This window comes from Micromonospora sp. NPDC049048 (genome assembly GCF_043197615.1).
GTDB lineage: Bacteria > Actinomycetota > Actinomycetes > Mycobacteriales > Micromonosporaceae > Micromonospora.
This window is the reverse complement of the sequence record NZ_JBICTM010000004.1, coordinates 500,337-516,397: the sequence shown is the minus strand read 5'-3', so window position 1 is coordinate 516,397 and position 16,061 is coordinate 500,337. Positions and strand designations below refer to the sequence as shown.

Annotated in this window: 2 protein-coding genes; both read left to right on the top strand. The window is 74.8% G+C overall.

Annotated elements, in window-relative coordinates; translation table 11 throughout:
• The first annotated feature begins 27 nt into the window (after nucleotides 1–27).
• Nucleotides 28–10,980, top strand: coding sequence for a type I polyketide synthase (locus ACGFIG_RS16910; RefSeq protein ID WP_393003742.1), 10,953 nt, complete (start codon nucleotides 28–30; stop codon nucleotides 10,978–10,980).
• A gap of 36 nt (nucleotides 10,981–11,016) precedes the next feature.
• The gene (locus tag ACGFIG_RS16905) at nucleotides 11,017–16,011 is read left to right on the top strand and encodes a type I polyketide synthase (RefSeq protein ID WP_393003740.1); all 4,995 of its coding nucleotides are present in this window, start codon (nucleotides 11,017–11,019) and stop codon (nucleotides 16,009–16,011) included.
• The last annotated feature ends 50 nt before the right edge of the window (nucleotides 16,012–16,061 follow it).

Below are 16,061 nucleotides of genomic sequence, written 5' to 3'. Positions count from 1 at the left end.
CGGGTCAACACAAGGAGTGCGCGGTCCATGGCTGACGAGGCGAAGCTTCTCGACTACCTCAAGCGGGTCACCGCTGACCTGCACCAGGTGCGCCAGCGCCTGCGCGAGGTGGAGGCCGGTGAACAGGAACCGGTCGCCATCGTCTCCATGAGCTGCCGCTTCCCGGGTGGGGTGCGGTCGCCCGAGGACCTGTGGGAGGTGGTCGCGTCCGGCCGGGACGTGGTCTCCGACTTCCCCGAGGACCGCGGCTGGGACCTCGGGTCGCTCTACGACAGCGACCCCGAGCAGTCCGGCACGTCGTACACGCGGCAGGGTGGCTTCGTCCACGACGTGGCCGACTTCGACCCGGGCTTCTTCGCGATCTCCCCCCGCGAGGCGCTGGCCATGGACCCGCAGCAGCGCTGGCTGCTGGAGACCTCCTGGGAGGCGCTCGAACGGGCCGGCATCGACCCGCACTCGCTGAAGGGCAGCCGCACCGGCGTCTTCGCCGGCAGCACCGGCCAGGACTACGGCACCGTGCTGATGGGTGCCGCGCAGGGCCTGGAAGGGCACCTGATGACCGGCAACGCCGGCAGCGTCGTCTCCGGCCGGATCGCCTACACGTTCGGGCTGGAGGGGCCGGCGGTCACCATCGACACCGCCTGCTCGTCCTCGCTGGTCGCCCTGCACCTCGCGGCGCAGGCGCTGCGGCAGCGGGAGTGCACCCTGGCGCTCGTGGCCGGGGTCACCGCCATGTGCACGCCGGCCGCGTTCGTTGAGTTCTCCCGGCAGCGGGGCCTCGCCGCCGACGGCCGGTGCAAGGCGTTCGCCGCCGCCGCCGACGGGACCGGCTGGTCGGAGGGGGTCGGCGTACTGCTGCTGGAGCGGCTCTCGGACGCGCAGCGCAACGGTCACCCGATCCTCGCCGTGGTGCGGGGCAGCGCCGTGAACCAGGACGGCGCCTCCAACGGCCTCAGCGCCCCGAACGGGCCCTCGCAGCAGCGGGTGATCCAGCAGGCCCTGGCCAACGCCGGCCTCGCCTCGGGCGGCGTGGACGTGGTCGAGGCGCACGGTACGGGTACCCGGCTCGGCGACCCGATCGAGGCGCAGGCGCTGCTGGCCACGTACGGGCAGGACCGGGGGGACGCCGCGCCGCTGCTGCTGGGGTCGGTGAAGTCGAACATCGGGCACGCCCAGGCCGCCGCCGGGGTGGCCGGTGTGATCAAGATGGTGATGGCGATGCGGCACGGCGTCGTGCCGCCCACCCTGCACGTCGACGAGCCCACCCCCGAGGTCGACTGGTCGGCCGGCGAGGTCTCGCTGGTGACCGAGGCGACGCCGTGGCCGGCGGTGAACCGGCCGCGCCGCTCGGCGGTCTCCTCGTTCGGGGTGTCCGGCACCAACGCGCACACCATCCTGGAGCAGGCCCCGGCGCCCCAGCAGTCCCCGTCGGCCGCCGCCGCGCCGGTGGTCGAGCGGCCGCTCGTGCCGGTGCCCGTGTCGGCCCGCGACGCGGCGGGCCTCGCCGCCCAGGCGGCCCGCTGGGCGGCCCGGATCGCCGCCGACGAGACCCTGCGGCCCCTCGACGTGGCCTTCTCGGCGGTCACCTCCCGGTCCACCCTGGACCACCGGGCCGTGGTGCCCGCGACCGGCCGCGAGGAGCTGCTGGCCGGGCTGCGCGCCCTCGCCGCCGGGGACCCGTCGGGCACGGTGGTCGCCGGCCAGGCCGGCAACCGAGGTTCGCTCGCGGTGCTCTTCTCCGGTCAGGGCGCGCAGCGTGCCGGCATGGGTCGGGAGTTGTACGCCGAGTTCCCGGTCTTCGCCGCCGCGCTGGACGAGGTGTGCGTCTACCTGGACGCGTTGCTGCCGCGTCCGCTGCGGGAGGTGCTGTTCGCCGAGGCGGGCAGCCCCGAGGCGGGTTTGTTGGATCAGACGGTGTTCACGCAGGCCGGGTTGTTCGCGGTCGAGGTGGCGCTGTTCCGGCTGGTGGAGTCGTTCGGGATCACGCCGGAGTTCGTGGGTGGTCACTCGATCGGTGAGATCACGGCCGCGCATGTGGCGGGGGTGTTGTCGCTGGTCGACGCCGCTGCCCTGGTGGCGGCGCGTGGGCGGTTGATGCAGGCGTTGCCGGCCGGTGGCGGAATGCTGGCCGTGGCGGCGACCGAGGCCGACGTGCTGGCCACGCTGGACGGCCTGGCCGACGTGGGGATCGCGGCCGTGAACGGACCGACGGCGGTGGTGGTCTCGGGTGCCGTCGAGGCTCTCGACGAGGTGGAGCGGGTCTGGCGCGACCGGGGCGTGCGTACGCGCCGGCTCACCGTCAGCCATGCGTTCCACAGTCCGTTGATGGAGCCGATGCTGGGCGAGTTCCGGGCCGTGCTGGACGGGCTGACCTTCGCCGCGCCGTCGCTGCCGGTCGTGTCGAACGTGACCGGGGCGTTGGCCGAGGCCGACGAGATCCGCACCCCCGACTACTGGGTGCGGCACGTCCGGAAGGCGGTGCGGTACGCCGACGGGGTCACCGCGCTGCGGGCCGCCGGAGTCGACACGTTCCTGGAGATCGGGCCGCAGAGCGTACTGACCGCGATGGCGGCCGACATCCTGCCCGGCGACGACGCCGTGCTCAGCGCGGCCGTGCAGCGCAAGGACCGGCCCGAGACGCACGGGCTGCTGGCCGGCCTGGCCGAGCTGCACGTGCACGGGGTGGCCGTCGACTGGCAGCCGTGGTTCGCCGACACCGGCGCCCGCCGGGTGGACCTGCCCACGTACGCGTTCCAGCACCAGCGCTACTGGCCCGAGGCGGGCGCCGGGTGGACCGGCGACGTCACCGCGGTCGGCCTGCGCCCCGCGCAGCACCCCCTGCTCGGGGCCGCCGTCGGCGTCGCGCACGCCGAGGGCTTCCTGTTCACCGGCCGGCTGGCCCGGCGTACCCACCCGTGGATCTCCGACCACGTTGTCTTCGACACCGTGCTGCTGCCCGGCACGGGCTTCGTCGAACTCGCCCTCCAGGCCGGCGCGCACGTCGGTGCGGACCACGTCCGCGAACTCACCCTCGAATCGCCGCTGATCCTGCCCGAGACCGGGGGCGTGGACATCCAGCTCTGGATCGGCCCGGCCGACGAGACGGGCTGCCGGTCCGTGTCGCTGCACTCCGCGCAGGACGGCGAGCCGGCCGAGGGCGCCGGCGAGCGGACCTGGACCCGCAACGCCAGCGGCGTGCTGGCCAGCGGCCCCGCCGCGCCGAGCGGCCCCGTCGGCTGGTCCGACCTGACCACCTGGCCGCCGCCGGGCGCGACCGAGGTCGGCACCGACGACCTGTACGTGAACCTCGCCGCCCAGGGCTACGACTACGGCCCGTCCTTCATCGCCCTGCGTTCCGCCTGGCGGCGCGGCGACGACCTCTTCGCCGAGCTGGCGCTGCCGGAGGCCCCCGCCGCCGAGGCCGGCGGGTACGGCCTGCACCCGGCCCTGCTCGACGCGGCCCTGCACACCCTCGGCCTGACCACGCCGGCCGGGGAGCCGTCCGGGGCGGACATGCCCCCCGGGTACGGCCGGCTGCCGTTCTCCTGGAACGACGTCGCCCTGCACGGCGCCGGGGCCGCGGCGGCCCGCGTGCGGGTCTCGCACACCGGCCCCGACAGCATCTCGCTGCTGCTCACCGACGTCACCGGCGCACCGGTCATCTCCGTCGGCTCCCTCGTCCTGCGGCCGGTCTCCGCCGACCAGCTCCGCACCGCCTCCGGCGGCGGCACCGAGTCGCTGTTCCGGGTCGAGTGGGCGCCGCTCGCGCTGCCCGCCGGCCCGTCCACCGTCGACTGGGCGGTGCTCGGCGACGCGGCGGCGCTCACCGACGCGGTCGCGGCCACCGGCACGGCCGTGGCGGCGTACCCCGACCTGACGGCCCTGGCCACGGCGATGGACGACGGGACGAACGCGCCCGGCGTGCTGGTCCTGCCGTTGCTCGACCCGCCCACGTCGGCGGACGTGCCGCGCGCCGTCGCCGAGGCGACCCACCGGGTGCTCGCCGTGCTCCAGCAGTTCCTCGCCGAGGAGCGCTACGCGGTGTCCCGACTGGTGGTGCTGACCCGGGGCGCGGTCGCCACCGACCGGGACACCGACCTGGCCGACCTGGCCGGCGCCGCCGTGATCGGCCTGCTGCGTTCCGCCCAGTCGGAGAACCCCGACCGGTTCGTGCTGGTCGACGTCGACGACGTGGCCGGCTGCGCCGCCGCGCTCGTTCCGGCCGTCGCGACCGACGAGCCGCAGGTCGTGATCCGCGCGGGCGTCGCCGCCGGCGCCCGGCTCACCCGGGTCCCCGCCGTGGCCGAACCGCCGGCCGCCCCGTTCGACTCCGACGGCACCGTCCTGATCACCGGCGCCACCGGCACCCTCGGCCAGCTGATGAGCCGGCACCTCGTCAGCACGTACGGCGTCCGGCACCTGATCCTCACCAGCCGGCGCGGCCGGGCCGCCGGAGGCGTCGCGGAGCTCTGCGCCGAGTTGGAGGCGCTCGGCGTGCGCGTCACCGTCGCCGCCTGCGACGTGGCCGACCGCAACGCCGTGGCCGAGCTGCTGGCCGCGATCCCGGCGGAGCACCCGCTCACCGCCGTCATCCACGCCGCCGGCGTGCGCGACGACGGCGTCATCTCCTCGCTCACCCCCGAGCGGATGGACGGCGTGCTGCGGCCCAAGGTCGACGCCGCCTGGCACCTGCACGAGCTGACCGCCGACCTCGACCTGAAGGCGTTCGTCTCGTACTCCTCGCTGGCCGCCACCGCCGGCGGCCCGGGCCAGGGCAACTACGCTGCCGCCAACGCGTTCCTCGACGGGCTGGCCCAGCACCGCAAGGCGCGCGGCCTCGCCGCGCTCACCCTCGCCTGGGGTCTCTGGGCCGACCGCAGCGGCATGACCACCGAGCTCGACGACGTCCACCTCAACCGGATCTCCCGCTCCGGCGTCGCCGCCATGGAGGCCGAGGAGGGGCTCGCCCTCTTCGACGCGGCCTGCCGCACCACCGACGCCGCGCTCGTCCCGGCCCGGCTGGACCTGGCCGCCATGAAGGTGCAGTTCGCCGGCGGCAGCATCCCGCCCCTGTACCGGGCCCTGATCCGCACGCCCGCCCGCGCCGCCGCGGCCACCACCGGCGCGTCGCTGGTACAGCAGCTCGCCGGGCTCGGCGACACCGAGCGGGCCGCCGCGCTCGTCGAGATCGTCCGGGGGCAGGCCGCCGCCGTGCTCGGCTACCCCGACCCGGCGGCCATCGAGCCGCGCCGGGCGTTCAGCGAGTTCGGCTTCGACTCGCTCACCGCCGTCGAGATGCGCAACCGGCTCAACAACGCGTTCGGGATGCGGCTGCCGGCCACCCTCGTCTTCGACTACCCGACCCCGCACGACCTGGCGGCCTTCCTGGGTACGGAGATCGCCGGCACCCCGGTTCCCGTCCGGCCCGCGACCCCGACCGTGGCCGTGGGCGACGACGAGCCCCTGGCGATCATCGGCATGGCCTGCCGGCTGCCCGGCGGGGTGTGGTCGCCCGACGACCTGTGGCGGCTGGTGGTCGACGGCGTCGACGCGATCAGCGACCTGCCGACCGACCGGGGCTGGGACCTCGACAGCCTCTACAGCCCGGACCCCGACGCCCCCGGCACCTTCTACGCCCGCGGCGGCGGCTTCCTCAGCGGCGTCGACCGGTTCGACCCCGGCTTCTTCGGCATCTCGCCCCGCGAGGCCCTCGCGATGGACCCGCAGCAGCGGCTGCTGCTGGAGACCACCTGGGAGTCCTTCGAGTCCGCCGGCATCGACCCCGCCGACGTACGGGGCAGCAGCACCGGCGTCTTCGTCGGTACCAGCGGCCAGGACTACGGCTCGCTGCTCGCGTACTCGCCGGAGGCAGCCGAGGGCTACATGCTGACCGGGATGACCAGCAGCGTCATCTCGGGCCGGGTGGCGTACACGTTCGGGCTGGAAGGGCCGGCGGTCTCGCTGGACACGGCCTGCTCGTCGTCGCTGGTCGCCCTGCACTGGGCCGGCCAGGCGCTGCGGCGCGGCGAGTGCGACATGGCCCTCGCCGGCGGCGTGATGGTGATGGCCACCCCGACCGCCTTCGTCGAGTTCTCCCGGCAGCGCGGCCTGGCCGCCGACGGCCGGTGCAAGTCGTTCGCCGCGTCCGCCGACGGCACCGGCTGGTCCGAGGGCGTCGGCATGCTGCTCGTGCAGCGGCTCTCCGACGCCCGCCGGCAGGGCCGCACCGTCTACGCGGTGGTACGCGGCTCGGCGATCAACCAGGACGGCGCCTCCAACGGGCTGACCGCCCCGAACGGGCCCTCGCAGCAGCGGGTGATCCGGCAGGCACTGGCCTCGGCGCGGCTCTCCACGGCCGACGTGGACGTTGTCGAGGCGCACGGTACGGGCACCACCCTCGGCGACCCGATCGAGGCGCAGGCCCTGCTCGCCACGTACGGGCGGGAGCGGCCCGGCGACCGGCCGCTGCTGCTGGGCTCGATCAAGTCGAACATCGGCCACGCCCAGGCCGCCGCCGGTGTGGCCGGCGTGATCAAGATGGTGCAGGCCATCCGGCACGGCCTCGTCCCGGCGACGCTGCACGTGGACGAGCCGTCCCCGCACATCGACTGGACCTCGGGCGCGGTGGAGCTGGCGACGGAGTCGCGGCCGTGGCCGGCGGTGGACCGGCCGCGCCGGGCGGCGGTGTCGTCGTTCGGCATCTCCGGCACCAACGCCCACGTGATCATCGAGCAGGGCGACGAGCCGGCCGACGCCGCACGCGTGGACCCGCAGCCGGGCCTCGTGGCCTCCGACGTCGTCGCATGGCCGCTGTCGGGGCGGTCGAAGGGTGCCCTGACCGGCCAGGCGGCCCGCCTGGCGCAGTACGTCCGCGAGCGCGGCGAGGTCGACGCGGCGGCGGTGGGCTGGTCCCTCGCCACCACCCGGTCGACGTTCGACCAGCGGGCCGTCGTCGTCGGGTCGAGCACGGAGGAGTTGCTGGCGGGGCTGGACGCCCTGGCGTCCGGAACGCCGGCCGGCAACGTCGTCGCCGGCGCCGCCACGCCCCACGGCGCGGGTGCGGTGTTCGTGTTCCCGGGTCAGGGTGCGCAGTCGGCGCGGATGGCGGCTGGCCTGGTGGGTCGTGCGCCGGTGTTCGACGCGCGGTTGGCGGAGTGTCAGCGGGCTCTTGCGCCGTACCTGGACGTGGACCTGGTGTCGGTGTTGACGGGTGATGACGAGTCGTGGTTGGAGCGGGTCGAGGTCGTGCAGCCGGTGCTGTGGGCCGTCGGCATCGCTCTCGCGGCCGTCTGGCAGCACGCGGGGGTCACCCCGGCTGTGGTGGTCGGTCACTCGCAGGGTGAGATCGGTGCGGCGTGTGTGGCGGGGATCCTGTCGCTGGAGGACGCGGCGAAGGCCGTGGCGCTGCGGTCGCGGGCGCTGACGGTGCTGCGGGGTACCGGGACGATGGCGTCGGTGGACCTGTCGGCCGAGTCGGTCGGCGAGCGCCTCGGGGAGTTCCCCGGCGTGGGCGTCGCGGCGGTCAACGGCCCGTCGACTGTGGTGGTGTCGGGTCCGCCGCAGCCGGTCGCTGACCTGGTGGAGGCGTGTCAGGGCGATGGGGTGCGGGCGCGGTTGATTCCGGTGGACTACGCGTCGCACTCGGCGGCGGTGCAGGAGGTCGCCGAGCAGTTGCGCGCCGACCTGGCGGGCGTGACCCCGCAGCAGGGGCACACCCGGCTCGTGTCGACGTTGACCGGGGACTGGGTGGACCCGTCCTCGATGACGGCGGACTACTGGTACGACAACCTGCGGCAGACCGTCCAGTTCGAGGCCGCCGTGCGGGTGGCCGTCGAGGCGGGTCACACGACGTTCGTGGAGATCAGCCCGCATCCGGTGTTGACGATGCCGGTCACGGCGATCCTGGACGACGCCGGTGTCACCGGGCACACCCTGGGCAGCCTGCGGCGCGGCGACGACGACCCGACGCGGCTGTTGACGAACCTCGCGACCGCCCACACGATCGGCCTGCCCGTCGACCTGACGGCCGTCCTCGCCGAGACCGACACCGTGGCACTGCCCACGTACGCCTTCGACCACCAGCGGTACTGGGTCGAGCCTCCCGTGCACCGGGCGCAGGACGTCAGCTCCGCCGGCCTCCAGGACGCCGGGCACCCGCTGCTCAGCGCCACGCTGACCTTCCCCGACAGCGAGCGGATGGTCTTCACCGGGCGGCTGTCGGTGCGTACCCACCCGTGGCTCGGCGAGCACCGGGTGATGGACAACATCCTGCTGCCCGGCACCGCCTTCGTGGAACTCGCCACGTACGCCGGTGAGCAGGCCGGCTGCCCGACGGTGGAAGAGCTGACCCTGCTCGCCCCGCTCGTCCTGCCCGAACTCGGCGCGCTCCAGGTGCAGCTGACGGTCGGCGACCGGGACGACGACGGGCGGCGTACCGTCCAGCTCTACTCCCGGCCCTACCGGGACGGCTCCGACGAGATCCTGGCCGACGTCGCCTGGACCTGCCACGCCACCGGTCTGCTCGGCCCGCAGCCGGCCGACGCCGCGCCCACCTTCGACCTGGGGGTGTGGCCGCCGCCCGGCGCGACGCGCGTCGAGTCCGACGACTTCTACTCCGGCATCGAGGCGACCGTCTTCGGGTACGGCCCGGCGTTCCGTGGCCTGCGGGCCGCGTGGACCCGCGACGACGAGGTCTTCGCCGAGGTCGAGCTGCCCGCCGACCACCACACCGAGGCCGGCCGCTTCGGCGTGCACCCGGCGCTGCTGGACGGCGCGTTGCAGGCCATGTCGATCGGCGGCTTCCTCGGCCGGATGGGCGACGGCGCCGACGCCAGCGTGCCCCGCCTGCCGTTCGCCTGGACCGGCGTCTCCCTGCTCGCCGCCGGCGCCACCGCCCTGCGCGTACGCGTCGCCGCGGCCGGCGAGGTCGGCGTCTCCTTCCAGGTGGCCGACGCCACCGGCGCCCCGGTGCTGCACGTCGACTCGCTGATCATGCGCCGTGTCTCCGGCGACTCCCTCGGTGCGGCCCGCTCCGGCCGGCACGAGTCGCTGTTCCAGGTGGACTGGCCGGTGCTGCCGGTGCCCACCGGCCCCGTGCCGGCGGCCACCCGTTGGGTGGCGCTCGGCGACGACCTGGCGCTAAGCGCCGCCTGCGAGGCGGCCGGTGCCCGGGTGCGTACCGACGTCGACCTCGACTCGCTGGGCGACCTGCTCGCCGGGGGCGAGCCCACGCCCGAGGCGGTGATCGTCCCGGTCGGCGACGCCGGAGACCCGACGGACCCGGCGCTCGCCGCGCAGGCGCGCGCCATCACGCACCGTACCCTCGCCGCGTTGCGGACCTGGCTCGCCGACGACCGGTTCGCCGACTCGCGGCTGGTGCTGGTCACCCGAAACGCGGTCGCGGCAGGGGAGCGGCAGGCGGTCAACCTGCGCCAGGCCCCGGTCTGGGGCCTGCTGCGCACCGCCCAGCTCGAACACCCGGGCCGGTGCCAGCTCGTCGACCTCGACGGCGCCCCGGACAGCGCCGCGGCGCTGGCCGCCGCCATCGCCTCCGGCGAGCCGCAGCTCGCCGTGCGCGACGGGCAGGTCCGCACGCCACGGCTCGGCCGGGTTCCGGCCGGCGTGGAGCCGCTGCCCGGCGGGATCGACCCGGACGGCACCGTGCTGATCACGGGCGGGACCGGCGTGCTGGGCCGCATCCTGGCCCGTCACCTCGCCACCACCCACGGCGTACGGCACCTGCTGCTGGCCGGGCGGCGCGGCGCGGCGGCCGAGGGGATCGGCGACCTGGTCACCGAACTCGCCGGCGCCGGTACGGAGGTGACCGTCGCGGCCTGCGACGCCGCCGACCCCGACGCCCTGTCGGCGCTGCTGGCCGGGGTGCCGGCAGCGCACCCGCTCACCGCCGTGGTGCACGCCGCCGGCGTCCTCGACGACGGCGTGCTGGAGTCGATGACCCCCGAACGGGTGGACGCGGTCGCCGTGCCGAAGATCGACGCGGCGTGGCACCTGCACCGCCTCACGGCCGACGCGAACCTCGCGGCCTTCGTCCTGTTCTCCTCGGCGGCGGCCACGCTGGGCAGCGCCGGCCAGTCCAACTACGCCGCGTCGAACGCCTTCCTGGACGCCCTCGCGGCGCACCGCCGGGCACACGGGCTCGCCGGCATCTCGCTCGCGTGGGGCCTATGGGAGCAGGCCAGCGGCATGACCGGTCACCTCGGCGACGACGACGTGCGGCGGATGGCCGAGCAGGGCGCCGCCGGCCTGGCCACCGAGCAGGCGCTGAACCTCTTCGACGCCGCGTGGCGGCTCGACGCGGCGGCTGTCGTGCCGATGCGCCTCGACGTCGGGACGCTGCGCGGACAGGCGGAGGCTGGCTCCCTCGCGCCCATGCTCCGGGCCCTGGTCCGGGTGCCGACGCGGCGCTCCGTCGACGCCAGCGGCGCCCGCTCCGGCGGGGTGCAGCTCAGCCAGCGGCTCGCCGGCCTGGCCGGCCCGGAGCGGCTCAAGGTGGTGCTCGACGTGGTACGGGCGAACATCGCCGCCGTCCTCGGTCACGCCGGCGCCGACGCGGTCGACCCGAACCGGCTCTTCACCGACCTGGGGTTCGACTCGCTCACCGCCGTCGACCTGCGTAACCGCCTCAACGGCCTGTCCGGGCTGCGGCTGCCGGCGACGCTGGTCTTCGACTACCCGACGCCGACGGCGCTCGCCGAGAAGCTGACCAGTGAGATCGCCGCCGACGCGGCGCCCTCCACGCAACCGCTCTTCCAGGGCATCGACACGGTGGAGAGCCTGCTCACCGCGATCCCGCTCGACCCGGTGGCCCGCGCCCGGTTCACCGCCCGGATGCAGGACCTGCTCGCCAAGGCGTCCGACCTGGCGGCCGGGCCCGCCGTGGAAGCGGACCGGCCCGACCTCGACTCGGCCAGCGACGACGAGATCTTCGACTTCATCAGCAAAGAGTTTGGAATCTCCTGAGATGACCAACCTTCGGATCGAGGCAGGGGCCACCCGATGAGCGACGACAAGCTGCGGTACTTCCTGAAGCGGGTGACCGCCGACCTGCACGACACCAAGCGCAAGCTGCAGACTGTCGAGGCGCGCGACCAGGAGCCCCTGGCCATCGTCTCGATGAGCTGCCGCTTTCCGGGTGGCGTGCGGTCGCCGGAGGACCTGTGGGAGCTTGTCGCCGACGGCCGGGACGCGCTCACCGAGTTTCCGGACGACCGGGGTTGGGACCTGGAGGCGCTCTACGACCCGGACCCGAACAAGCCGGGCAAGAGCTACACGCGCATCGGCGGGTTCCTCGACGCCGCCGGTGACTTCGACCCGTCCCTGTTCGGGATCTCGCCGCGTGAGGCCCTCGCCATGGACCCGCAGCAGCGGCTGCTGCTGGAGACGTCCTGGGAGGCCATCGAGCGGGCCGGCATCGACCCGCTGTCGCTGCGCGGCAGCTCCACGGGTGTCTTCGTCGGGCTGAGCACCTCGAACTACGGCATGGGTCTGCCGAACGTGCCCGAGGGCGTCGACATGTACATCGGCACCGGCAACACCACGAGCGTCGCGTCGGGCCGGATCTCGTTCACCCTCGGCCTCAACGGTCCCGCCGTCAGCGTCGACACCGCCTGCTCCTCCTCGCTGGTGGCCCTGCACCTCGCCGTGAACGCGCTGCGCCGCGGCGAGTGCGATCTGGCCATCGCCGGCGGCGTCACCGTGATGGTCACCCCCGGCGTGTTCGTCGTCTTCTCCCGGCAGCGCGGCATGTCCGTCGACGGCCGGTGCAGGGCCTTCGCGGCCGGCGCGGACGGCACCGGCTGGGGCGAGGGCGGCGGCGTGCTCGTCGTGGAGCGGCTGGCCGACGCCGAACGCAACGGCCACCCGATCCTCGCCGTGATCCGGGGCAGCGCCCTCAACCAGGACGGCGCGTCCAACGGGCTCACCGCCCCGAACGGCCCCTCCCAGCAGCGCGTCATCCGCCAGGCCCTCGCCAACGCCCGGCTCGGCACCGCCGACGTCGACATGGTCGAGGCGCACGGCACCGGCACCACCCTCGGCGACCCCATCGAGGCGCAGGCGCTCATCGCCACGTACGGGCAGGACCGGCCGGCCGACCGGCCGCTGTGGCTGGGCTCGGTGAAGTCGAACATCGGCCACACCCAGAGCGCCGCCGGCGTCGCCGGGCTGGTCAAGATGGTGATGGCGCTGCGCAACGGCGTCATGCCGGAGACCCTGCACATCGACGAGCCCTCCCCGCACGTGGACTGGTCGGCCGGAGCGGTCTCCCTGCTTACCGAGTCCAAGCCGTGGCCGGAGCTGGACCGCCCCCGCCGCGGCGGCGTCTCCTCCTTCGGGGTCAGCGGCACCAACGCCCACGTGATCCTGGAGGAGTACCGTCCGCGCGTCGCCGACCCGGCGACCGTCGACGGCGAGCAGACCGGCGGGGCCACCGCCGTCGAGCCCGCGCGCCGGCCCGGCCTGGTCGCCTCGGACGTGACCCTCTGGCCGGTGTCGGCCCGGTCGAGGTCCGCCCTCGCGGGCCAGGCGGCCCGGCTCGCGGCCTTCCTGCGTGAGCGCGGCGGGATCGACGCGGCGGCGGTGGGCTGGTCCCTGGCGACCACCCGGTCGACGTTCGACCACCGCGCCGCCGTCGTCGGGTCGAGCACCGCCGAGCTCCTCGCCGGGCTGGACGCCCTCGCCACCGGCCAGCCGGCCGGTAACCTCGTGAGCGGCACGGTCACCAGCGCCGGCACCGGCCCCGTCTTCGTGTTTCCCGGTCAGGGTGCGCAGTCGGCGCGGATGGCTGCCGGGCTCGTCGGCCGTACGCCGGTGTTCGACGCGAAGTTGGCGGAGTGCCAGCGGGCCCTGGCGCCGTACCTGGACGTGGACCTCGTGTCGGTGTTGACCGGGGACGACGAGTCGTGGCTGGAGCGGGTCGAGGTCGTGCAGCCCGTGCTGTGGGCCGTCGGCATCGCCCTGGCGGCCGTGTGGCGCGCGGCGGGCGTCGTCCCGGACGCGGTGATCGGCCACTCGCAGGGCGAGATCGGCGCGGCCTGTGTCGCCGGGATCCTCAGCCTGGACGACGCGGCGAAGGCGGTGGCGTTGCGGTCGCGGGCGCTGACGGTGCTGCGCGGGACGGGGACGATGGCGTCGGTGGACCTGTCGGCCGACGCGGTGGCCGAGCGCCTGCCCGCCTTCCCGGGTGTCGGTGTCGCGGCGGTCAACGGCCCGTCCACCGTCGTGGTGTCCGGCCCGCCGCAGCCCGTGGCCGACCTCGTGGCCGCCTGTCAGGCCGAGGGCCTGCGCGCCCGGCTCATCCCGGTGGACTACGCCTCCCACTCCGAGGCCGTGCAGCAGGTGGCCGAACAACTCCGCGCGGACCTGGCCGACGTCGCCCCGCAGGCCGGCCACACCCGGCTGGTCTCCACGCTGACCGGTGACTGGGTCGACCCGACCGCGATGACCGCGGACTACTGGTACGACAACCTGCGGCGGACCGTGCAGTTCGACGCCGCCGTACGGGTGGCGGTCGCCGCCGGGCACACCACGTTCGTCGAGATCAGCCCGCACCCGGTGCTGACGATGCCGGTCACGGCCATCCTCGACGACACCGGCGTCACCGGGCACACCCTGGGCAGCCTGCGCCGGGGCGACGACGACGCGACGCGGCTGCTGGCCAACCTCGCCACCGCGTACGCCATCGGCCTGCCCGTCGACCTCGCCGACGTCCTCGCCGAGACCGAGGTCGCGCCGCTGCCCACGTACGCCTTCGACCACCAGCGGTTCTGGCTCGACGGCAGCGGCGGCCCCGACCTGGAGAGCCTGCTGGCGGGCGCGGGCGGCGACCCCGGCGACGCGAGCTTCTGGGCCGCCGTGGAGCGCGGGGACGTCACCGCCCTCGCCGAGACCATCGCCACCGAGGACACCCCGGCGCACGAGGTCCTCGACGCGCTGCTGCCGGCCCTGCCGATGCTCACCTCCTGGCGCCGGCAGCGGCGCCGGCAGGCCGACATCGACAGCTGGCGCTACCAGGACACCTGGAAGCCGCTGACCGGCGTCGCCAACCGGGGCATGAACGGCACCTGGGTCGTGGTCATGCCGACCGGCGACATCATCGAGCCCTGGCAGGACGCCTGCGTCGAGGCGTTCGCGGCGGCCGGCGCGACGCTCGTGCCGGTGGCCGTGTCCACCCCCGACGTCGACCGCGACCAGTTCGGCAAGCTGATCCAGGAGGCGCTCGCCGCCGCGTCGGGCGGCGACACCGCCGCCGAGGTGACGGGCGTGGTCTCGCTGCTCGCCTTCGACGAGCTGGCCCACCCGCTGTACCCCTCCGTGCCCGGCGGCTTCGCCGCCACCGTCGCGCTCTTCCAGGCCCTCGGCGACATCGGCCTGCGCGCGCCGATGTGGAGCGTCACCTCCGGCGCCGCGTCCGTCGGCATGGCCGACCTGCTGCGCTCCCCGGTGCAGTCGCTGGTCTGGGGCTTCGGCCGGGTCGCCGCGCTGGAGCACCCGCAGCGCTGGGGTGGCCTCGTGGACCTGCCCGAGGCCGTCGAGGACCGCTGCGCCGACCTGCTGGTCGCGGCCCTCACCACCGCCGGCGAGGAGGACCAGATCGCGGTACGCCCCGGTGGCCTGCTCGCCCGCCGGCTCACCCGCGTCCCGCTCGGCGACAGCCAGCCCGCCAACCCGTGGCAGCCGTACGGCACGGCGCTGGTCACCGGCGGCACCGGCGCGCTCGGCGGGCACGCCGCCCGCTGGCTGGCCCGCAGCGGCGTGGAGAACATCGTCGTCGTCAGCCGGCGGGGCATGACCGCGCCGGGCGCGCAGCAGCTCGTCGACGACCTCACCGAGCTGGGCGCCCAGGCCACCGTGGTCGAGTGCGACGCCTCCGACCGGGACGCCCTGGCGGAGCTGATCGACCAGATCCCCGCCGAGTACCCGCTCACCGCGGTCGTGCACGCCTCCGCCGTACTCGACGACGCGATGATCAACGACATCCGGCCGGAGCAGATCGAGCGGGTGCTCCAGGCCAAGGTCGACGTCGCGTACAACCTGCACGAGCTGACGCTCGACCACGAGCTGTCCGCGTTCATCATGTTCTCGTCGTTCGCGGGCAGCGTGGCCAGCTCCGGCGTCGGCAACTACGCCCCGAGCAACGCGTTCCTCGACGCGCTCGCCCAGCACCGGCGGGGCCTCGGCCTGACCGCCACCTCCATCGCCTGGGGGGCGTGGGCCGGCGGCGGCATGGCCGAGGGGCCGCTCGGCGAGCTGCTGCACCGCCACGGCGTACCCGAGATGACCCCCGAGGCGGCGATCACCGCGCTGCACCAGGCCGTGGACCACGGCGAGGCGTTCCTCACCATCGCCGACATCGCCTGGGAACGGTTCTCCGTCGCCTTCACCGCCACCCGGCCCGGACCGCTGATCAGCGACCTGCCGGACGTCCGCCGGCTCGCCACCGCCGAGGCGGTGGCCAGCGTCGAGACCGGCGCCGGCCCGGACTCGTTGCAGGAGCGGCTCGCCGGGCTGCCCGCCGCCGACCGGCTCGCCGTGCTGCTCGGCCTGGTCCGCGGCCAGGTCGCCGCCGTGCTCAACTACCCGTCCGCCGAGTCGGTGGACGAGCACCGGGCGTTCCGGGAGCTCGGCTTCGACTCCGTCACCGCCGTCGAGCTGCGCAACCGACTCGGCTCGGCCACCGGCGTGGCCCTCCCGGTCACCCTGGTCTTCGACTACCCGACGCCGACGACCCTGGCGGAGTACCTCTTCGCCGAGGTCGCCCACGACGACGTGGTCACCCCGAACGCGCTCCTCGACGATCTGGACCGGATCGCCGACAGCCTCGACGTGGTCGCACGGGACGAGGCGGCCCGGGTGCGCGCCACCGTACGCCTGCAGGCCATGCTCTCCCGGCTCGGCCAGGACAGCGGTGGCGCCGACATCGGCCGGCACCTCGACGACGCCACCGACGACGAACTGTTCGCGATGGTGGACAAGGACCTCGGCATCTCCTGACCCCCTCAGCTCCAGCTCTCTCCCGTCTCTTTTCGAGGAAGCGGCACTCC

What these genes read in the sequence shown, in the direction of transcription:
- ACGFIG_RS16905 (WP_393003740.1), top strand. Translation starts at nt 11,017, where the DNA reads ATGAGCGACGACAAGCTGCGGTACTTCCTGAAGCGGGTGACCGCCGAC.
- ACGFIG_RS16910 (WP_393003742.1), top strand. Translation starts at nt 28, where the DNA reads ATGGCTGACGAGGCGAAGCTTCTCGACTACCTCAAGCGGGTCACCGCT.